Source organism: Enterovibrio baiacu, from assembly GCF_004120195.1.
GTDB lineage: Bacteria > Pseudomonadota > Gammaproteobacteria > Enterobacterales > Vibrionaceae > Enterovibrio > Enterovibrio baiacui.
On the sequence record NZ_SCHN01000021.1, the window covers coordinates 18,689 to 34,800 of the forward strand.

A 16,112-nucleotide genomic window follows, 5' to 3' on the forward strand; every position below is an offset into this window, starting at 1 on the left:
AAGTAGCTTAGGCTGCTTTTTTTACATCTATCCCGCTATGACTTGGCGTGTCAGGCTTATCTCAGTCCTTAGGGTGCGTAAGGTATGAATCTCGGTTGATCTGTAATGTTTTAGGTGAGTCGCAGGTCTAGTAATGGGACAAGATAAGAAACAAAGAAAGGCAAAGCGCTAATGCGTTCAACAACGCGTGACGAAGGGAAGCACATTTCTCACTTGGGGAAGTGGCGAAATATCTGTTCTTTCCTATCGTTAAAGGACTTAATTTCAGGGTGTTATAAGGCGGAATAATAATGAAATATGTTAAATGGGGGTTGTGCATCTTCATCGCGTTTGTGTTTGTTCAATCACTGTTCTTTAAGTTTACAGGTTCACCAGAAACCACATTTATCTTTGGAACCTTGGGCGAGTGGTCAGGACTCACTTGGTTTGGTCAGTATGGCGCCTACATGGTGGGTATTGCTGAGCTTATCGCATCAATTTTGCTGTTCACACGTTTACATGCGCTAGGTGCGTTGATGGCGGTCGGTACCATGACAGGCGCTATCTTCTTCCACCTTTTCACACCCATTGGTGTTGCGCAGCCTGCGTTTAATGAAGCGGGCGAAGTTGTCGGCAATGATGGCGGCATATTGTTTGTGATGGCGTGCTTGGTGTGGTTGTCAGCGGCTTTCTTGCTTTACCAATCACGCAATGGTGATCAAGAGCAAGTGGATTAACGCTAACCAGCACCCACGAAAGTTTTGCTGTTGAGTGAACAGACCTTCGGGTATTCACGTCCACACCTTACGAAGAAGTATAATTTCGCCCCTGATATGGTCATAGTCGAAGACACATATCAGGGGCGAGTGTTTGAGACAATCCAAAAATAATCTTATCGACCTTGATACGAAGTAGACAGTAATGCGTATAAACCTCAGCAACTTGAATTGGTTTGCGTATAGTAAGCACATTACTCGTAGAAAGGACTCGCCGTGCCAACGTCCAATTTATCTTCTCCTCAAAGTACGCGTTCTGTTTTGACATGGATTGCGAGCTTTCTTGCGCCTTATCGTTCGCGTGTTATTGGTGCGATCATTTTCCTCATGCTCGGTTCGCTCAGTTGGCTGGCTTTAGGCCAAGGCGTCAAACTCATCGTCGATGACGGGTTCCTCACGGGCAACGCGTCGCGCCTTGATCAGATGATGCTGGTTATCCTCGCGATTACCTTTGTCAGCGGTATTGCGACCTTCTTCCGTTTTTACCTCATGAGCTGGTTGGGCGAACGTGTTAGTGCAGATATTCGCATTAAGGTTTACGAGCAGCTCCTGCATTTATCGCCGACCTTTTACGCCAAAGAACGGACGGGTGAGGTGATCAGTCGCTTTACGGCGGATACGACGTTGTTGCAAACCGTTGTGGGTTCGAGCTTGTCGATGGCACTGCGCTCGGCTGTGTCGGTGACGGGTGGCTTAATCATGATGGCTGTGACCAGCCTGACGCTGACGGGATTGGTGCTGTTGGCTGTGCCTGTCGTACTGGTGCCCATTGGTGTATTAGGGCGTAAAGTGCGCCAGTTAGCCAGAGTGAGCCAAGACAAAGTGGCGGATCTTGGCTCGCACGTTGATGAAACCCTGCATGAAATACGCACGGTTCAATCTTATGGTCATGAAGAAGCCGACTCGGTGCACTTTTCTTCTCGTGTTGAAGCCGTAATGAGCGCAGCGAGACTGCGTATTCGTTACCGTGCTTCGCTAATGGCCTCCGTGGTATTGCTCAGTATTGTTGCGATCATTCTCGTGACTTGGGTGGGGGCATTGAACGTGCTGGATGGCTCGCTAACGGCGGGTCAGCTATCGGCCTTTATGTTTTACGCCTTGCTGGTCGCAGGGGGCGTTGCCACCATCAGTGAAGTGATTGGCGACATTCAACGCGCAGCCGGTGCAACAGAACGTTTGATTGAGCTGTCCCGCATGCAATCGGATATCCAAGACCCAGAATTGCCTGTTGATTTCCCAGCGCATGCAAAAGGAAACGTGACGTTTTCTGATGTTTCCTTTACCTACCCGGGCGATGAAAATCTTCCTGTTTTTTCTTCATTGTCGTTTGATATCAAGGCGGGAGAGCGCGTGGCCTTGGTTGGGCCTAGTGGGGCAGGGAAAAGCTCTGTGTTTACTTTGCTTCAGCGTTTTTTCGATATTCAACAAGGCCAAACCTTGTTAGACGGCGTGCCGCTAAAAGATATCTCGTTGAAAACGCTCCGCGATCAGTTTGCCTTGGTGCCTCAAGAGTCAGTAATTTTCGCCACCAACGTCTTAGAAAACGTGCGCTATGGTGCACCTGATGCGAGTGAAGAAAAAGTGATTGAAGCGTGTAAAGCGGCACGTGCTCATGAATTTATTGAAGCCTTACCACACGGCTACCATACAGAGTTGGGCGAGCGTGGTGTGCGCTTGTCAGGCGGGCAGAAACAGCGCATTTCTATCGCACGCGCCATTTTGGCAGATCGTCCGATTTTGCTGCTGGATGAAGCAACCAGCGCATTGGATGCCGTGAGTGAGCATCAAGTAAAACAAGCGCTGGATACCTTGATGGAAGGGAAAACCTCGTTAGTGATTGCTCACCGACTGGCAACAGTCGTGAATGCTGACCGAATTTTGGTGCTTGATGATGGCCAATTAGTGGCAAGTGGTTCTCATCAAGAATTAATGGAAACGAGTGCTTTGTATCGAGAGTTCGCTTCATTGCAACTTGTTGCCTCCGAAGGTGGATTGGCAAAATAGCGTGGTGATTGCCGCTGTGCGCATTGCGAGTGAGGAAAATGTATATTTTCGAGGATGTTCTCGTAGCGAGATATGCATTCAAGTGCGTTTTGGTGACTTTGTTGTACCGTGTTGAGTCTGATGGTGTAGCGAAGGGCGGGTAGCGTTGGAGTATTCCAAGGTTGCTTGAAGAAAAGCTGTCCACAAAACGTATAGAAAAATCACAAGGAAAGTAACATGAAGAAAATGTTCGCGATGTTAGCGGTCGTATTTTTTGTCGCAGGTTGTTCGCCAGAAGTTGGCAGTGATGATTGGTGCAAAGAACTAAAAGAAAAGCCAAAGGGTGATTGGTCAACTAACGAAGCAACAGATTTCGCTAAGCACTGTGTGTTCTAAGCGTAATGTTTTCAGCATTTAAAAAGGTAGGGTTTGCGCCCTACCTTTTTTCTTTTCTGGTTCTCTGAAAAATCGAAATCAGGTTACAGAGAAACCGCCGTGTCTAGCGCCAAATCAATCATGTCGTTTAGCGTGGTCACGCGATCTTCCGCACTTAACCCTTCGTGACGAATAATGTGGTCTGTCACCGTACATATCGCCAGTGCGCGAACACCGAATTCAGCCGCCAAGCTATACAAGGCGCTCACTTCCATTTCCACACCATATACGCCGTATTTCGCAAGCAGAGGATAGAAATCTTCATCAGGGCGGTAGAACATATCTGAAGAGAAAACGTTACCGACTTTGGTAGACAGCTGCTTTTCTTTCGCTAAATCAACTGCTGTGCGCAGCATGTCGAAGTTAGCCAGCGCTGCGAAGTCATGGTCGCGCAGGCGGGTACGGTTCATTTTAGAATCGGTCGATGCACCCATGGCGATCACCAAGTCCATCAATTGAACGTCGTCATGGATCGCACCACAACTACCAATACGGATAAGGTTCTTCACGCCGTAATGGTTGATCAACTCATGGATATAGATAGACGCAGATGGTGCGCCCATGCCATGGCCCATGACAGACAGCTTTTTGCCTTTGTAGAAGCCAGTGAAACCTAGCATGCCGCGAACATCTGTTACTTGAACAGCATCTTGAAGGAAGTTCTCAGCAATGTATTTCGCACGTTGCGGATCGCCCGGCATTAGGATGGTTTCTGCAAAATCGCCTGGGTTGGCATTGATGTGTGGTGTTGCCATTTTAACTCCTAAAAGATAATGTTGTGCCGCGCTCACTCTAGGGGCTAGAGCGCCACATAAAAAGGACACTTGTCCGTATCCAAACCTATCCATGCCACAAAATGGAGCTTTGCTTTAGAGACTCACGGAAAAGAGTCATTCATGGTCAATGATGAATCTTTTACCTTATGTCTTTGCAGGCTCAATCTTCGCTTTATCAAACCCTTTTGGCATTGCCTTGTTGTCGACCTTTTAGGTTTCATGTTGGCGAAACTTTTCTCACTCAAGGGGAAACGAGCCATTCGCTGTATTTGGTGAATGACTGTGATTTCTCGGTGTCGTATCTCACCCCGACAGGGAAGCGTTATATCGTCAGTTCACAGAAGGGATTTACTGGCGTCTTAGGGGAGATGGAAGTGTGTCGACCTGAAGGACGTTACGTCTTTTCGGTGACCGCGTTATCGTCTGGCAATGGTTTTCAGATCAGTCGCCAAAAACTGATTGAAGCGTTGGCGGCAGACCCCAACTTGGCGTTGACCTTTATTCAGTTGGTCTCGGCGCGGTATGAAGAGTCCATTGGTCATACGTTGAACAATCTGCTGTATAGCCTGCGTTTTAATATCATTCGTCATTTGCTGAAAAAATCAGAATCAGCGAAAGGGGATTGGTTCGAGTTTAAAACCAACCAGCATGCGGGTGAGCTAGGGTCGACACCTCGGGCGTTTCGCCGCGTCATGAAAGACTTGGTGGACGAAGGCGTCATCGACAAAAAGCGTACCTCTTATCGAGTGGCAATGCCTGACGCGCTAACGGCAGAGCTTGAGGCTGTGAATTAGCAAACGTTTACGTAATTAATGACAACCCTCTCAGTTTCTCACTTATCTTCGCGGTTTCTGGCGAAGCAATAGCCAAAAAGGACAAGTGTCCTTCTTTTCAATCTGCGCCAGCGTTACAAACCCGCTGGCTGCAGCACACCTTTTGTGTTCTGCCTTTTTCGCTTCCTGTCCGCACTTTAGAGAGAACGCAGTTTATGAGCATTTTGATGAGTCTCATTGGTATGGCATCCCTGATCGGTATTGCCATTTTGCTTTCCAACAATCGCAAGAAAATTAATGTTCGTACCGTTGCTGGAGCGTTAGCCATTCAAGTCGCCTTTGGTGCCTTTGTGATGTATGTGCCGTTTGGACAGGCCATGTTGCAAGGCATCGCAAATGGCGTAGGCAGTGTTATCAATTACGCGAACGACGGTCTGAGTTTTACCTTCGGTGATTTGGCTAACTATAAAGTGGGCTTTGTTTTTGTCATCAATGTGCTTTGCGTTGTTATCTTTATCTCTGCGCTGATCTCTGTGTTGTACTACCTCAAAATCATGCAGAAAGTGATTGCGATTATCGGTGGTGCGCTACAAAAAGTGCTGGGCACGAGCCATGCTGAATCTATGTCAGCAACGGCTAACATCTTTGTCGGTCCAATCGAAGCACCTTCGCTGGTTCGTCCGTTTGTACCAAGCATGACGCGCTCTGAATTGTTTGCGGTGATGGCTGGTGGCCTTGCATCGGTCGCAGGCGGCACCATGGTGGGCTACATCAATCTCGGTATTGATGTGAAATACATTCTGACGGCATGTTTTATGACAGCACCTGCAGGTTTGTTGTTTGCGAAACTCATGTACCCAGAAACGGATACGCCGAAGAAGAACCTCGATAAGATCATCGAGAAAAGTGAAGACCAACCTGATTCATTACTTGATGCGATCACGCAAGGGTCGATGATTGGCCTTCAACAAGTGGCGTGTGTGACAGCGTTATTGATTTCCTTTGTTGCACTGACGGCATTGCTTAACGGTATCATCGGTAGCCTTGCTGCGCTGGTGGGCTTTGAAGGTGTGACGGTGCAATTGTTGGTGGGTTACTTGTTATCACCGCTAGCATTTTTATTGGGTGTGCCATGGGATGAGGCAGTCACAGCGGCTTCGTTGATTGGTCAGAAGATCGTGATTAACGAATTCGTGGCTTATGTGAGCTTCCTTGATGTGGCTGACCAGCTTTCTGATAAAACCCAAGCCATCATTATTTTCGCATTGTGTGGTTTTGCGAACATCGGTTCATTGGCCATGGTGATTGGCGGACTCAGCGCCATGTGCCCGGATCGCCGCAAAGAGTTGAGCAAGATTGGTGGTCGAGCGCTTATCGCCGCGATTTTGGCGAACTTGATGAGCGGTACCGTGGCTGGTTTGTTGGTGTCCATCGGCGGGTATCTCTAACGCTACTTGTTCTCTAACCGCGAGAATAAAGAAAAGCGAGCATTGCTCGCTTTTCTGCGTTTAGGGAGGGAGAAAAGAATACGCCTTCCGATGCTTATTACCTACTTGATGATAATTCCAACACTAAATGTGCAAAGAGGTGATCGTGATTGCGGTTAGCCGCGTTACAACCTAGAACCGTGTCACCCCATGACACAGATTTAGGAGGCGAGAATGTCAGAACTCGCGATAGACCTTGCTCGGATACAATTCGCGTTCACTGTGTCCTTTCACATCATCTTCCCTGCCTTTTCCATTGGGCTTGCCAGTTACATTACTGTGCTTGAAGCGCTGCACCTAAAAACACGTGATCACCAATACCTCGAACTCTCAAAATATTGGACCAAGATTTTCGCGGTGACGTTCGGTATGGGCGTGGTCAGCGGTATTGTCATGAGCTATCAATTTGGCACCAACTGGGGCGTATTTTCTGACAAAACCGGCCCTGTACTCGGCCCCTTAATGGGGTATGAAGTGCTGACGGCATTCTTCTTGGAAGCTGGCTTTCTCGGCATCATGTTGTTTGGTCGAAACCGGGTGGGGGAAAATTTGCACTTTCTCGCAACCGCCACTGTGGCTTTCGGCACCTTGCTCTCAGCAACTTGGATTTTAGCGGTAAACAGTTGGATGCAAACGCCGGCAGGTTTTGCTTACAACGAATTGGGGCAATTCGTCGTCACCTCATGGTTCGAGGTGATATTCAACCCCTCTTTCCCATATCGTCTGGTTCACATGGTCATTGCGGCATATTTGACGACGGCGTTTGTGGTCGCGGGGGTGGGAGCGTGGCATCTACTGAGAGCGCCGCACAATCAGCTTGCCCGAATCAGCTTTTCCATGGGGATGTGGATGGCGATTTTGGTCACACCAATCCAAATCGTTGCGGGCGACCTTCACGGCCTTAACACCCTTGAGCATCAACCCATGAAGGTGGCAGCGATGGAAGGGCATTTCGAAACACAAAAAGGGGCGCCGCTGATCCTGTTTGGCATCCCTAATGAAGAAACAGAAACCATCGACTACAAAGTCGCTATTCCTTACCTCGGCAGCCTTATCCTGACACACAAGATCGATGGCGAAATAAAAGGGCTTGATGCTGTGCCCAAAGAGGAAAGGCCGCCTGTGGCCATCGTTTTTTGGAGCTTTCGTATCATGGTGGCGATCGGGTTTCTTATGTTAGCCATCGGTTTAATTTCCGTGTGGCTACGACGCAAGAAAACCCTCTACGAAACGCCTTGGTTTTTGAAGCTCTGTGTGTGGAGTGCGCCGTGTGGGTTTGTTGCGATATTGTCAGGCTGGATCACCACAGAAGTGGGGCGTCAACCCTATACCGTCTATGGCTTGCTCACAACGGCCGAATCCGTGTCCCCGATTGATGCCAGCGCCGTTGGCGCATCTTTGGCTGTGTTCGTGGTGGTATATTTCGCCATATTTGGTGCGGGTATCTATTACTTGCTCAAGCTTATGCGCAAATCCCCAAGCAAATATGAACAAGATATGGATGTACGCGTGGTGACAAGGCTGTCGCACGGCCAGTTAGGCAAGGACAAAAACGGCAACCCTGTCGTTGCTCCACTGGGGCCAGAGGATCCTCAATCAGGGGAGGAGAGATAATGGACTATGCATTGCTTTGGGCGGGCATTATCGCCATTGCTGTTCTTCTCTACGTCATTTTAGATGGGTTCGATTTGGGAGTGGGCATCTTGTTTCCCTCGTTGAACGATGCAGAGAAAGACGCCGCCATGAATTCCATTGCACCGATCTGGGATGGCAACGAAACCTGGTTAGTCTTGGGGGGCGGCGGCCTGTTTGCCGTGTTTCCCCTCGCGTACTCCGTCATCATGCCTGCCGTGTATGCGCCCATCATTGCCATGTTGATAGGGCTCATTTTCCGCGGCGTGGCGTTTGAATATCGCTATCGCACCAAAGCTGGGCGCTATTTGTGGGATTGGTCGTTTTTTGGCGGCTCACTCGTGGCGACTTTTTCTCAAGGAATGATACTCGGTGCACTGTTGCAGGGGATCAGTGTCGAGGGAAGGCAATACGCAGGCGGTTGGTTTGATTGGCTCACGCCATTTACCGTGTTTTGCGGTATCGCCGTGACGTTTGGTTATACCTTGCTGGGCGGGTGCTGGTTGCTGATCAAAACGTCAGGGTCTATTGAACAAAAGCTCTATGCGCGGTGTAAGAAACTGACCTTGGCATTTCTGGGTTCGGTCGGGTTGGTCAGTATTTGGCTCCCGTTTATCTCTCAAGAGATCGCTGCTCGATGGTTTACGTTCCCTAACGCAGCGGTGTTCTTTCTTATCCCCATCATCTCAGCGTTTGCCGCGTTTAAGTTGTGGCGCTCGCTGCACAGCGAAAAACCACTCAGCGCCTACTGTTGGACCTTGGTCATTTACCTCATGGCATTCGCAGGTTTTGCCATCAGTATCTTCCCGTACATGGTGCCAAGGGCCTTTACGTTATGGGAGGCAGCAGCGCCACAAAATAGCCTCAAGTTCTTGTTTGCTGGCGCGGCGTTTTTGCTGCCCATTATCATGATATATACCGCGTATTCGTACTGGGTGTTCCGTGGAAAAGTGAAAGCAGACGAGGGATACCATGAGTAAACAAACAACCTCATTGCTTTGGTTTATCGGCTTATGGCTGGTGGGGGTCGCCAGTGTTTCTCTGCTGGCTTACTTCATCAAGTGGACAATGCGACTGGTGAATTTGGCTTGATCGCGCTGGCATTTCTGTTGGCGCTTGGGGATTAAAACTGGATATCTATCCAGTTGTTTATTATTCTAACGGCAATTAACACCAAAAATACGAGTCCACACTGTGATTGGTCGATTACGCGGAATCCTGCTTGAAAAACAACCCCCTGAAATCCTTTTAGAAGTAAACGGCATTGGCTATGAAGTCAGTATGCCGATGAGTTGCTTCTATGAACTTCCAGACGCAGGGGAAGAAGCCATTGTTTATACCCATTTCGTGGTGCGCGAAGATGCGCAACTGCTCTATGGTTTTAATACAACGGTTGAACGTGCGTTGTTCCGCGAAGTGATCAAAGCAAACGGTGTTGGGCCTAAATTGGGTCTTGCCATTTTGTCTGGTATGACAGCGACCCAGTTCGTTGACAGTGTTGAGCGTGAAGACGTCTCGACCTTGGTGAAAATCCCCGGTGTCGGTAAGAAAACGGCTGAGCGCTTGGTGATTGAAATGCGTGACCGTTTGAAGAACTGGCATGCCTTTGATTTGCTCACCCCGCATGCGGATGCAGCTGCGCGTCGTGACAGCAGCACAAGCACTGTGGTAGCGGCGTCAACAAACCCGAAAGATGAAGCCATGAGTGCGTTGATTGCGCTTGGCTACAAGGCTGCTCAAGCCGAGAAAGTCGTGAAGCAAGTCGCTCACGATGGCATGACCAGCGAAGCCATCATCCGTGACGCACTGCGTTCGATGGTGTAATGGAGCCGATGAGATGATTGAAGCCGATCGCCTAATAGGTTCAGTACCGCCAATGAAAGAAGATGAGATCATTGACCGTGCTATCCGACCTAAGATGTTGGAAGACTACAAAGGTCAGGATCATGTGCGTAGCCAGATGGAGATCTTCATTCATGCAGCGAGAAAGCGTGAAGAAGCCCTCGACCATTTATTGATTTTTGGCCCGCCAGGTTTGGGTAAAACCACCTTAGCGAACATTGTTGCCAATGAGATGGACGTGAACATCCGCACCACCTCTGGCCCAGTGCTCGAAAAAGCAGGGGATTTGGCGGCATTGCTGACAAACCTTGAACCTCATGATGTTCTGTTTATTGATGAAATTCACCGCCTTAGCCCTGTGGTTGAAGAGGTGCTGTATCCAGCGATGGAAGACTACCAACTGGATATTATGATCGGTGAAGGGCCAGCAGCGCGCTCTATCAAGATTGATTTGCCGCCATTTACGCTGGTGGGTGCAACCACCCGCGCGGGCTCGTTAACGTCACCCTTGCGCGATCGCTTTGGTATCACACAGCGTCTTGAGTATTACAACGTCGCCGACCTGAAAGGCATTGTTCAACGCAGTGCAAACTGTTTGAACTTGGTTGTGGATGAAGAAGGTGCGTATGAGATTGCGAAACGCGCCCGAGGAACGCCGCGTATTGCAAACCGCCTTCTGCGCCGTGTCCGTGATTACGCCGAGGTAAAAGCCGATGGCAACATCAACGCCGAAATCGCGTCGAAAGCGTTGGACATGTTGGACGTTGATAACCGTGGCTTTGACTATATGGATAGAAAGCTACTGAAGTCGATCATTGAAAAATTCGACGGTGGTCCTGTGGGTTTAGATAACCTTGCAGCCGCGATTGGTGAAGCCAAAGACACCATAGAGGATGTGTTAGAGCCGTACCTGATTCAACAAGGCTACCTGCAGCGTACTCCGCGAGGGCGTATTGCCAGCCAACGCGCCTATTTGCACTTCGGGTTTGATTTGCCCGAGTAGGTTGCGCATCTAAAAAGGGTAGCCAGAAGCCAGCAATCGCTGGCTTTTCTGTCTCTGTCGTTTAGCCTTTTCTGCTCTTCCTGCTTTTATCTCGTCAACGACAGGTGTTTCGCAACCTGTAACACGTAAATTTCCCATTAACCTCAATTCAACAACTATTCTTGTCTCTATTCGCCTGTTTTTGGGTGTGCATACCATCACCTAGCGTGATCATTTGCCAAAAAAATCACGCCAAAATTGATTGATGTCTAACAATCGCAAAATTTCGACAGTGACAATTGATTAATTTGACAGCAATCAATGTACACATGCTCCAAATACTTTGAAGCAGTCGCCCAGAATGTTTAATATTAGACCTAGCTATATTAGGACTTACTTAACAAAATCCTAACTAGTTGGGCACAAAAGTGCAACATAAAAAGGGAGGTCTGTTTACACAGATCCCGTAAGGAAGCTTAGTTAGGCGCGGCCAGTCAGCCCCGCATGTGTTTAAGCATTTACTTATCGATGCGAAAGTATCGCGCGCCAGCTAGTCTGGCGAGGAAGGAGTTAACATGTTAACTGATATTGTGGATCTGTCGCGGTTCCAATTTGCTCTCACCGCGATGTATCACTTCTTATTTGTCCCACTGACTTTAGGTATGGCATTCCTGCTTGCCATCATGGAGTCGCTCTATGTCATGACTGACAAGCAAATCTACAAGGACATGACAAAGTTCTGGGGTAAGCTTTTCGGTATTAACTTCGCGCTAGGCGTTGCAACAGGCCTAACGATGGAGTTCCAGTTTGGTACTAACTGGGCATACTACTCTCACTACGTCGGCGACATCTTTGGTGCCCCGCTCGCGATTGAAGCCTTAATGGCCTTCTTCCTTGAGTCGACGCTAGTCGGTATGTTCTTCTTCGGCTGGGATCGCCTCTCAAAACGTCAACACCTTACCGTAACCTGGTTAACTGCTATCGGCTCAAACTTCTCAGCGCTTTGGATTCTTGTCGCGAATGGCTGGATGCAAAACCCAGTGGGTGCGGAGTTCAACTTCGAAAGCATGCGAATGGAAATGGTGAGCTTTGCTGAAGTTGTACTTAACCCGGTCGCTCAGGTGAAATTCGTCCATACCGTGGCAGCAGGTTACACCACGGGTGCGATGTTCGTTTTGGGTATCAGTGCATACTACCTTCTGAAAGGCCGCGACGTTGCTTTTGCACGCCGTTCTTTCGCGATTGCAGCATCATTTGGTATGGCAGGTATTCTGTCTACAATCGTTCTGGGCGATGAATCTGGCTATGAGTTGGGTGATGTTCAGAAAGTGAAATTGGCAGCCATTGAAGCGGAATGGCACACAGAACCTGCGCCAGCAGCGTTCACTGTGTTTGGTTTCCCGAATCAAGAAACCATGGAAACCGATTACGCAATCAAGATCCCGTATGTGATGGGTATCATCGCAACGCGTTCTTTTGATAAGCAAGTAACGGGTCTTCATGACATCGTTGACGAGCACGAAGTACGTATCCGTAACGGTATGATTGCTTACGGTTTGCTTGAAAAACTGCGTGCAGGTGAAAGAACACCTGAAAACCTGGCTGCGTTTGATGACGTGAAGAAAGATCTTGGTTTTGGTCTGCTACTGAAAGAGCAAACACCAAACGTTGTTGATGCAACGGAAGCGCAAATCAAACAAGCTGCGAAAGACTCTATTCCACAAGTAGCGCCGCTATTCTGGAGCTTCCGCATCATGGTGGCGTGTGGTTTCGCAATGCTGTTTATCTTCGGTATGGCGTTCTACCAAACCTGTCGTCAGAAAATTGATGAAAAACCATGGCTTCTGAAGCTTGCACTATTTGGTATTCCATTGCCTTGGATTGCCTGTGAAGCGGGTTGGTTCGTCGCAGAATATGGCCGTCAGCCGTGGGCTGTGGGTGAAATCCTGCCTGTACACATGGCAGCGTCCAATGTTCCTGCGTCAGAAATCATCACCTCGTTGGTTGCAATCGTTCTACTGTACACAGTGTTCTTGATTGCCGAAGTGTACTTGATGGTTAAATTCGCACGCTTAGGCCCTAGCAGCCTAAAAACAGGCCGTTATCATTTTGAAAAGCTAAAGACACCGGAAACGGATCTTGCGCGTCAAGTTGAAGCATAAGGAGAGCGTGAGACATGTTTGAATACGAGATTCTACGTCTGATCTGGTGGGCACTGATTGGTGTTCTGCTGATTGGCTTCGCGATCACCGATGGCTTTGACATGGGTGTCGGTGCGCTGGTGCCTGTTATTGGTAAAACCGATAACGAGCGCCGCGTGATGATTAACTCGATTGCCCCTCACTGGGATGGTAACCAAGTATGGTTAATCACCGCAGGTGGTGCGTTGTTCGCCGCATGGCCGTTGGTCTACGCGGTATCATTCTCAGGTTTCTACTTGGCGATGATCCTGACGCTAGCGGCATTATGGCTGCGTCCAATTGGTTTCGACTACCGTTCGAAAATTGAAGATCCACGCTGGCGTAAAACCTGGGACTGGGGCATTTTCGTTGGTAGCTTCGTGCCGCCAATCATCTTCGGTGTTGCATTCGGTAACCTGCTTCAGGGCGTACCTTTTGAACTGAACGAATTCCTTATCCCAACGTACCGAGGTTCATTCTTTGGTCTGCTGAATCCATTTGCGATTCTATGTGGTTTGGTGAGTTTGTTCATGATCGTGACACAAGGTGCGACATACCTTCAGATGAAAACCACCGATGCGCTGCACGTCCGCGCACGTAATGTGGCGCAGATTTCTGCGATTCTGACGGCAGTATGTTTTGCACTTGCTGGCTTCTGGGCACAAAGCATTGAAGGCTATGTGATCACCAGCGAAATCATGACCAATGCAACGTCAAACCCATTAAACAAAGAAGTGATGACCCTCACCGGTGCACTATTCAATAACTACGACGCTTATCCGCTACTATGGGCTGCTCCGGCACTTGCTGTGTTCATGCCATTGTTGGTTGCTGTGTGCGCGCGTTTCGAGCGTGACGGTTTTGCTTTCTTGTTCAACAGCCTTGCGATTGCGGGCGTGATTTTGACAGCAGGTTTCGCCATGTTCCCATTCGTGATGCCTTCTAGCTTGTTCCCAGCTCACAGCTTAACCATGTGGGATGCGACATCGAGCGAACTAACGTTGAACATCATGACGGGCGTTGCGTTTGTTATGGTGCCAATCATCCTGTCTTACACCGCGTGGTGTTACTACAAGATGTTTGGCCGTCTTGATGACAAGTTCATCGAAGAAAACAAAACCTCACTGTACTAAGAGAAGGAGTCAACCATGTGGTATTTCGCTTGGATTCTAGGTGTATTGCTGGCGTGCTCGTTCGGTATTATCAATGCGCTTTGGTTAGAACACACTGAAGCCATGGATCACGACAGTGAAGAATAAGTTCACGACTATGTTGGACGGTCTGCATGACCGTCTTCATAAGCGTGTTTTGATGATCATGTCATTGGTGCTTGCCCTGACATGTGCGGGATTGGTGATTTGGGATCCGCAGACGTTTGCGGACAGAATTGGCGGCTTCAGTGTCGCCAATGCCCCAGCACTGATTTGGGCGACATGTACGGGGATCATTCACGGCATGGCGTTCAAACCGCGCTTTTGGTTTTGGCAATTGGTCTTTTTCCCCCCGTTTGCATGGGCAGTGATGATTTCTATCCTCGCGACTGCATTCATTTAAAGACGCAATGACCGTTCATCTTTGCAGCAGCCTGAGCGCCTTTGGCCTCAGGCTGTTTTATTTTGCGCCAATCGTGACCTACTACGTTGCAACGTGCTTTCAATACCTTGAGTAAGTCAGTTATAGTAATTCGCTAAACCTTATTATGGATTTCAGGTAATTATCGGATGAGCCAACCCCACCCATTCTGCTGGCCGGTTCGTATTTACTACGAAGATACTGATGTTGGTGGTCTTGTATATCATGCGAACTATATCAAGTACTTCGAACGCGCAAGGACAGAACTTTTACGTAGCATTGGTGTCAATCAACAAGTGCTATTTAAAGAACACACTGCATTCGTGGTACGTCATATGGATATCGACTTTATCAAGGGCGCAAGGTTCGACGAATTGTTAACGGTCGAAACCACGGTGTCAGAGCTTCGTCGTGTGACCCTTACTTTCTGTCAGAATTTAGTTAATTCAGAAGGGCAGGTATTGTGTCGGGCCATCGTTAAGGTAGCCTGTGTCGATTCTGAGAAAATGAAACCCAAATCCATTCCCCCATCGATTCAATCGGAGATTTTAAGTGAGCGCTGAACTGTCAATTCTTGATCTGTTTTTGCAAGCGAGTCTGCTCGTTAAAGCAGTGATGTTGGTTCTGCTTGGCATGTCAATCGTGTCTTGGGCGATGATCATCAAACGTTCTCAAGTCCTTTCTCAGGCAACGGCAAAAGCAGAACGTTTTGAAGACCGTTTTTGGTCTGGAATGGATCTCTCTCAGCTGTTTCAAGAAGTGCAAGCGCGCAAAGATCAGCTGACAGGCAGTGAACAAATTTTCTACTCGGGCTTTAAAGAGTTTGCTCGCCTTCACCGCAGTAATGGCAAAGTGCCAGAAGCCGTGATGGAAGGAACAGGCCGTGCCATGCGCGTGTCGCTGTCGAAAGAAGTTGAATCACTTGAAACCAACCTACCATTCTTAGCCACCGTGGGCTCAATCAGTCCTTACATCGGTCTGTTTGGTACGGTGTGGGGCATCATGCACGCGTTTATCGCGCTTGGTGCGGTGAAACAGGCGACATTGGCCATGGTTGCGCCAGGCATCGCGGAAGCGCTAGTGGCAACGGCAATGGGCCTATTTGCTGCAATCCCAGCGGTAATGGCTTATAACAAGTTAACCTCCAAGGTAGGTAAGCTCGAAAATAACTATGTGAACTTCATGGAAGAGTTTTCTAGCATTTTGCACCGTCAGGCATTCGCTGCACCGAAGGAGTAAGCCATGCCTTATCAATCTAAACGGCGGAAAATGACTGCCGAGATAAACGTGGTGCCATACATCGATGTCATGTTGGTGTTGCTTATCATCTTTATGGTAACAGCCCCCTTTGTTACGCAGGGCGTGGATGTTGACCTTCCACAAACATCTACCGCGAAAACGGCGGCAGACCTTGCAAGTGACGCAGACAGTGGCGCATTTATCATTGTTGAGGTCGACCAAAATGGCGGCCTGGGCTTGAGTGTCAACAATGGTGATATGGAGCGTGGCTTGTCTTTGCAAGATATGTTGGTGCGCGTAAAAGCGGAACTTGAACTAAACCCTAAATCGCCGGTATTGGTTGGCGGTGATGGTCGAGTGCCTTATTCAGAGATCATCCTAACATTGGATGCGTTGAACCAAGCGGGTGTGTCCTCGGTAGGACTCATGACTGAACCGCTTGATTCGTAAGATGAG

General features: G+C 48.7%; 18 protein-coding genes. 17 read left to right on the forward strand and 1 reads right to left on the reverse strand.

What is annotated here, in order from left to right; genetic code table 11:
• Positions 1-290: 290 nt before the first annotated feature.
• From EQP46_RS20195 to EQP46_RS20205, 3 genes are all read left to right on the forward strand, one after another.
• Positions 291-716 carry a hypothetical protein gene (locus EQP46_RS20195; protein ID WP_129495353.1) on the forward strand — a complete coding sequence of 142 codons (426 nt, stop codon included), beginning with the start codon at positions 291-293 and terminating at the stop codon, positions 714-716.
• A gap of 255 nt (positions 717-971) precedes the next feature.
• Entirely contained in the window at positions 972-2,759 is a 1,788-nt protein-coding gene (locus EQP46_RS20200; RefSeq protein ID WP_129495354.1) for an ABC transporter transmembrane domain-containing protein, read from the forward strand.
• 216 nt (positions 2,760-2,975) lie between these two features.
• Entirely contained in the window at positions 2,976-3,134 is a 159-nt protein-coding gene (locus EQP46_RS20205; RefSeq protein ID WP_129495355.1) for a DUF3012 domain-containing protein, read from the forward strand.
• Between the two features lie 83 nt (positions 3,135-3,217).
• On the opposite strand, the gene deoD is transcribed toward EQP46_RS20205, so the two are convergent.
• Positions 3,218-3,928 (reverse strand): purine-nucleoside phosphorylase, encoded by a 711-nt coding sequence (gene deoD, locus EQP46_RS20210; RefSeq protein WP_102319117.1) that lies wholly within the window; start codon positions 3,926-3,928, stop codon positions 3,218-3,220.
• A 167-nt stretch (positions 3,929-4,095) separates the two neighbouring features.
• Here deoD and EQP46_RS20215 point away from each other — a divergent pair, with 167 nt between their 5' ends.
• From EQP46_RS20215 to tolR, 14 genes are all read left to right on the forward strand, one after another.
• A complete protein-coding gene (locus tag EQP46_RS20215) occupies positions 4,096-4,743 on the forward strand; it encodes a Crp/Fnr family transcriptional regulator (RefSeq protein WP_129495356.1) in 648 nt (215 codons plus the stop codon).
• Between the two features lie 194 nt (positions 4,744-4,937).
• Positions 4,938-6,170: a NupC/NupG family nucleoside CNT transporter gene (locus EQP46_RS20220; RefSeq protein WP_129495357.1), complete on the forward strand. Its 1,233-nt coding sequence runs from the start codon at positions 4,938-4,940 to the stop codon at positions 6,168-6,170.
• A gap of 213 nt (positions 6,171-6,383) precedes the next feature.
• Positions 6,384-7,823, forward strand: coding sequence for a cytochrome ubiquinol oxidase subunit I (locus tag EQP46_RS20225; RefSeq protein ID WP_129495358.1), 1,440 nt, complete (start codon positions 6,384-6,386; stop codon positions 7,821-7,823).
• Complete coding sequence (gene cydB, locus EQP46_RS20230) at positions 7,823-8,821, forward strand: cytochrome d ubiquinol oxidase subunit II (RefSeq protein WP_129495359.1); 999 nt, start codon at positions 7,823-7,825, stop codon at positions 8,819-8,821. The genes EQP46_RS20225 and cydB (EQP46_RS20230) overlap by 1 nt, the downstream gene beginning before the upstream one ends.
• Positions 8,814-8,933 carry a hypothetical protein gene (locus tag EQP46_RS20235; protein WP_017008259.1) on the forward strand — a complete coding sequence of 40 codons (120 nt, stop codon included), beginning with the start codon at positions 8,814-8,816 and terminating at the stop codon, positions 8,931-8,933. The genes cydB (EQP46_RS20230) and EQP46_RS20235 overlap by 8 nt, the downstream gene beginning before the upstream one ends.
• 102 nt (positions 8,934-9,035) lie before the next feature.
• A complete protein-coding gene (gene ruvA, locus EQP46_RS20240; RefSeq protein WP_028025167.1) occupies positions 9,036-9,665 on the forward strand; it encodes a Holliday junction branch migration protein RuvA in 630 nt (209 codons plus the stop codon).
• A gap of 13 nt (positions 9,666-9,678) precedes the next feature.
• Positions 9,679-10,686 (forward strand): Holliday junction branch migration DNA helicase RuvB, encoded by a 1,008-nt coding sequence (ruvB, locus tag EQP46_RS20245; RefSeq protein WP_129495360.1) that lies wholly within the window; start codon positions 9,679-9,681, stop codon positions 10,684-10,686.
• A 554-nt stretch (positions 10,687-11,240) separates the two neighbouring features.
• Positions 11,241-12,827 (forward strand): cytochrome ubiquinol oxidase subunit I, encoded by a 1,587-nt coding sequence (gene cydA, locus EQP46_RS20250; protein WP_129495361.1) that lies wholly within the window; start codon positions 11,241-11,243, stop codon positions 12,825-12,827.
• Positions 12,828-12,841: 14 nt separating this feature from the next.
• Complete coding sequence (gene cydB / locus EQP46_RS20255; protein ID WP_129495362.1) at positions 12,842-13,978, forward strand: cytochrome d ubiquinol oxidase subunit II; 1,137 nt, start codon at positions 12,842-12,844, stop codon at positions 13,976-13,978.
• Between the two features lie 15 nt (positions 13,979-13,993).
• The gene (gene cydX / locus EQP46_RS20260; protein WP_078752244.1) at positions 13,994-14,104 is read left to right on the forward strand and encodes a cytochrome bd-I oxidase subunit CydX; all 111 of its coding nucleotides are present in this window, start codon (positions 13,994-13,996) and stop codon (positions 14,102-14,104) included.
• 10 nt (positions 14,105-14,114) lie between these two features.
• On the forward strand, positions 14,115-14,399 hold the full coding sequence (ybgE, locus tag EQP46_RS20265; protein ID WP_129495398.1) for a cyd operon protein YbgE: 285 nt from the start codon (positions 14,115-14,117) through the stop codon (positions 14,397-14,399).
• Between the two features lie 167 nt (positions 14,400-14,566).
• On the forward strand, positions 14,567-14,980 hold the full coding sequence (ybgC, locus tag EQP46_RS20270; RefSeq protein WP_129495363.1) for a tol-pal system-associated acyl-CoA thioesterase: 414 nt from the start codon (positions 14,567-14,569) through the stop codon (positions 14,978-14,980).
• Complete coding sequence (gene tolQ, locus EQP46_RS20275; RefSeq protein ID WP_129495364.1) at positions 14,970-15,656, forward strand: protein TolQ; 687 nt, start codon at positions 14,970-14,972, stop codon at positions 15,654-15,656. Before ybgC ends, tolQ begins: the two co-directional genes overlap by 11 nt.
• Before the next feature lie 3 nt (positions 15,657-15,659).
• A complete protein-coding gene (tolR, locus tag EQP46_RS20280; protein ID WP_026024418.1) occupies positions 15,660-16,106 on the forward strand; it encodes a protein TolR in 447 nt (148 codons plus the stop codon).
• Positions 16,107-16,112 lie beyond the last annotated feature (6 nt).

Coding starts and splice junctions, on each gene's coding strand:
- cydX (WP_078752244.1), top strand. CDS start 13,994: ATGTGGTATTTCGCTTGGATTCTAGGTGTATTGCTGGCGTGCTCGTTC.
- ybgE (WP_129495398.1), top strand. CDS start 14,115: ATGTTGGACGGTCTGCATGACCGTCTTCATAAGCGTGTTTTGATGATC.
- EQP46_RS20195 (WP_129495353.1), top strand. CDS start 291: ATGAAATATGTTAAATGGGGGTTGTGCATCTTCATCGCGTTTGTGTTT.
- deoD (WP_102319117.1), bottom strand. CDS start 3,928: ATGGCAACACCACACATCAATGCCAACCCAGGCGATTTTGCAGAAACC.
- cydA (WP_129495361.1), top strand. CDS start 11,241: ATGTTAACTGATATTGTGGATCTGTCGCGGTTCCAATTTGCTCTCACC.
- EQP46_RS20215 (WP_129495356.1), top strand. CDS start 4,096: ATGTCTTTGCAGGCTCAATCTTCGCTTTATCAAACCCTTTTGGCATTG.
- EQP46_RS20220 (WP_129495357.1), top strand. CDS start 4,938: ATGAGCATTTTGATGAGTCTCATTGGTATGGCATCCCTGATCGGTATT.
- EQP46_RS20235 (WP_017008259.1), top strand. CDS start 8,814: ATGAGTAAACAAACAACCTCATTGCTTTGGTTTATCGGCTTATGGCTG.
- EQP46_RS20225 (WP_129495358.1), top strand. CDS start 6,384: ATGTCAGAACTCGCGATAGACCTTGCTCGGATACAATTCGCGTTCACT.
- cydB (WP_129495362.1), top strand. CDS start 12,842: ATGTTTGAATACGAGATTCTACGTCTGATCTGGTGGGCACTGATTGGT.
- cydB (WP_129495359.1), top strand. CDS start 7,823: ATGGACTATGCATTGCTTTGGGCGGGCATTATCGCCATTGCTGTTCTT.
- ybgC (WP_129495363.1), top strand. CDS start 14,567: ATGAGCCAACCCCACCCATTCTGCTGGCCGGTTCGTATTTACTACGAA.
- ruvB (WP_129495360.1), top strand. CDS start 9,679: ATGATTGAAGCCGATCGCCTAATAGGTTCAGTACCGCCAATGAAAGAA.
- tolR (WP_026024418.1), top strand. CDS start 15,660: ATGCCTTATCAATCTAAACGGCGGAAAATGACTGCCGAGATAAACGTG.
- EQP46_RS20205 (WP_129495355.1), top strand. CDS start 2,976: ATGAAGAAAATGTTCGCGATGTTAGCGGTCGTATTTTTTGTCGCAGGT.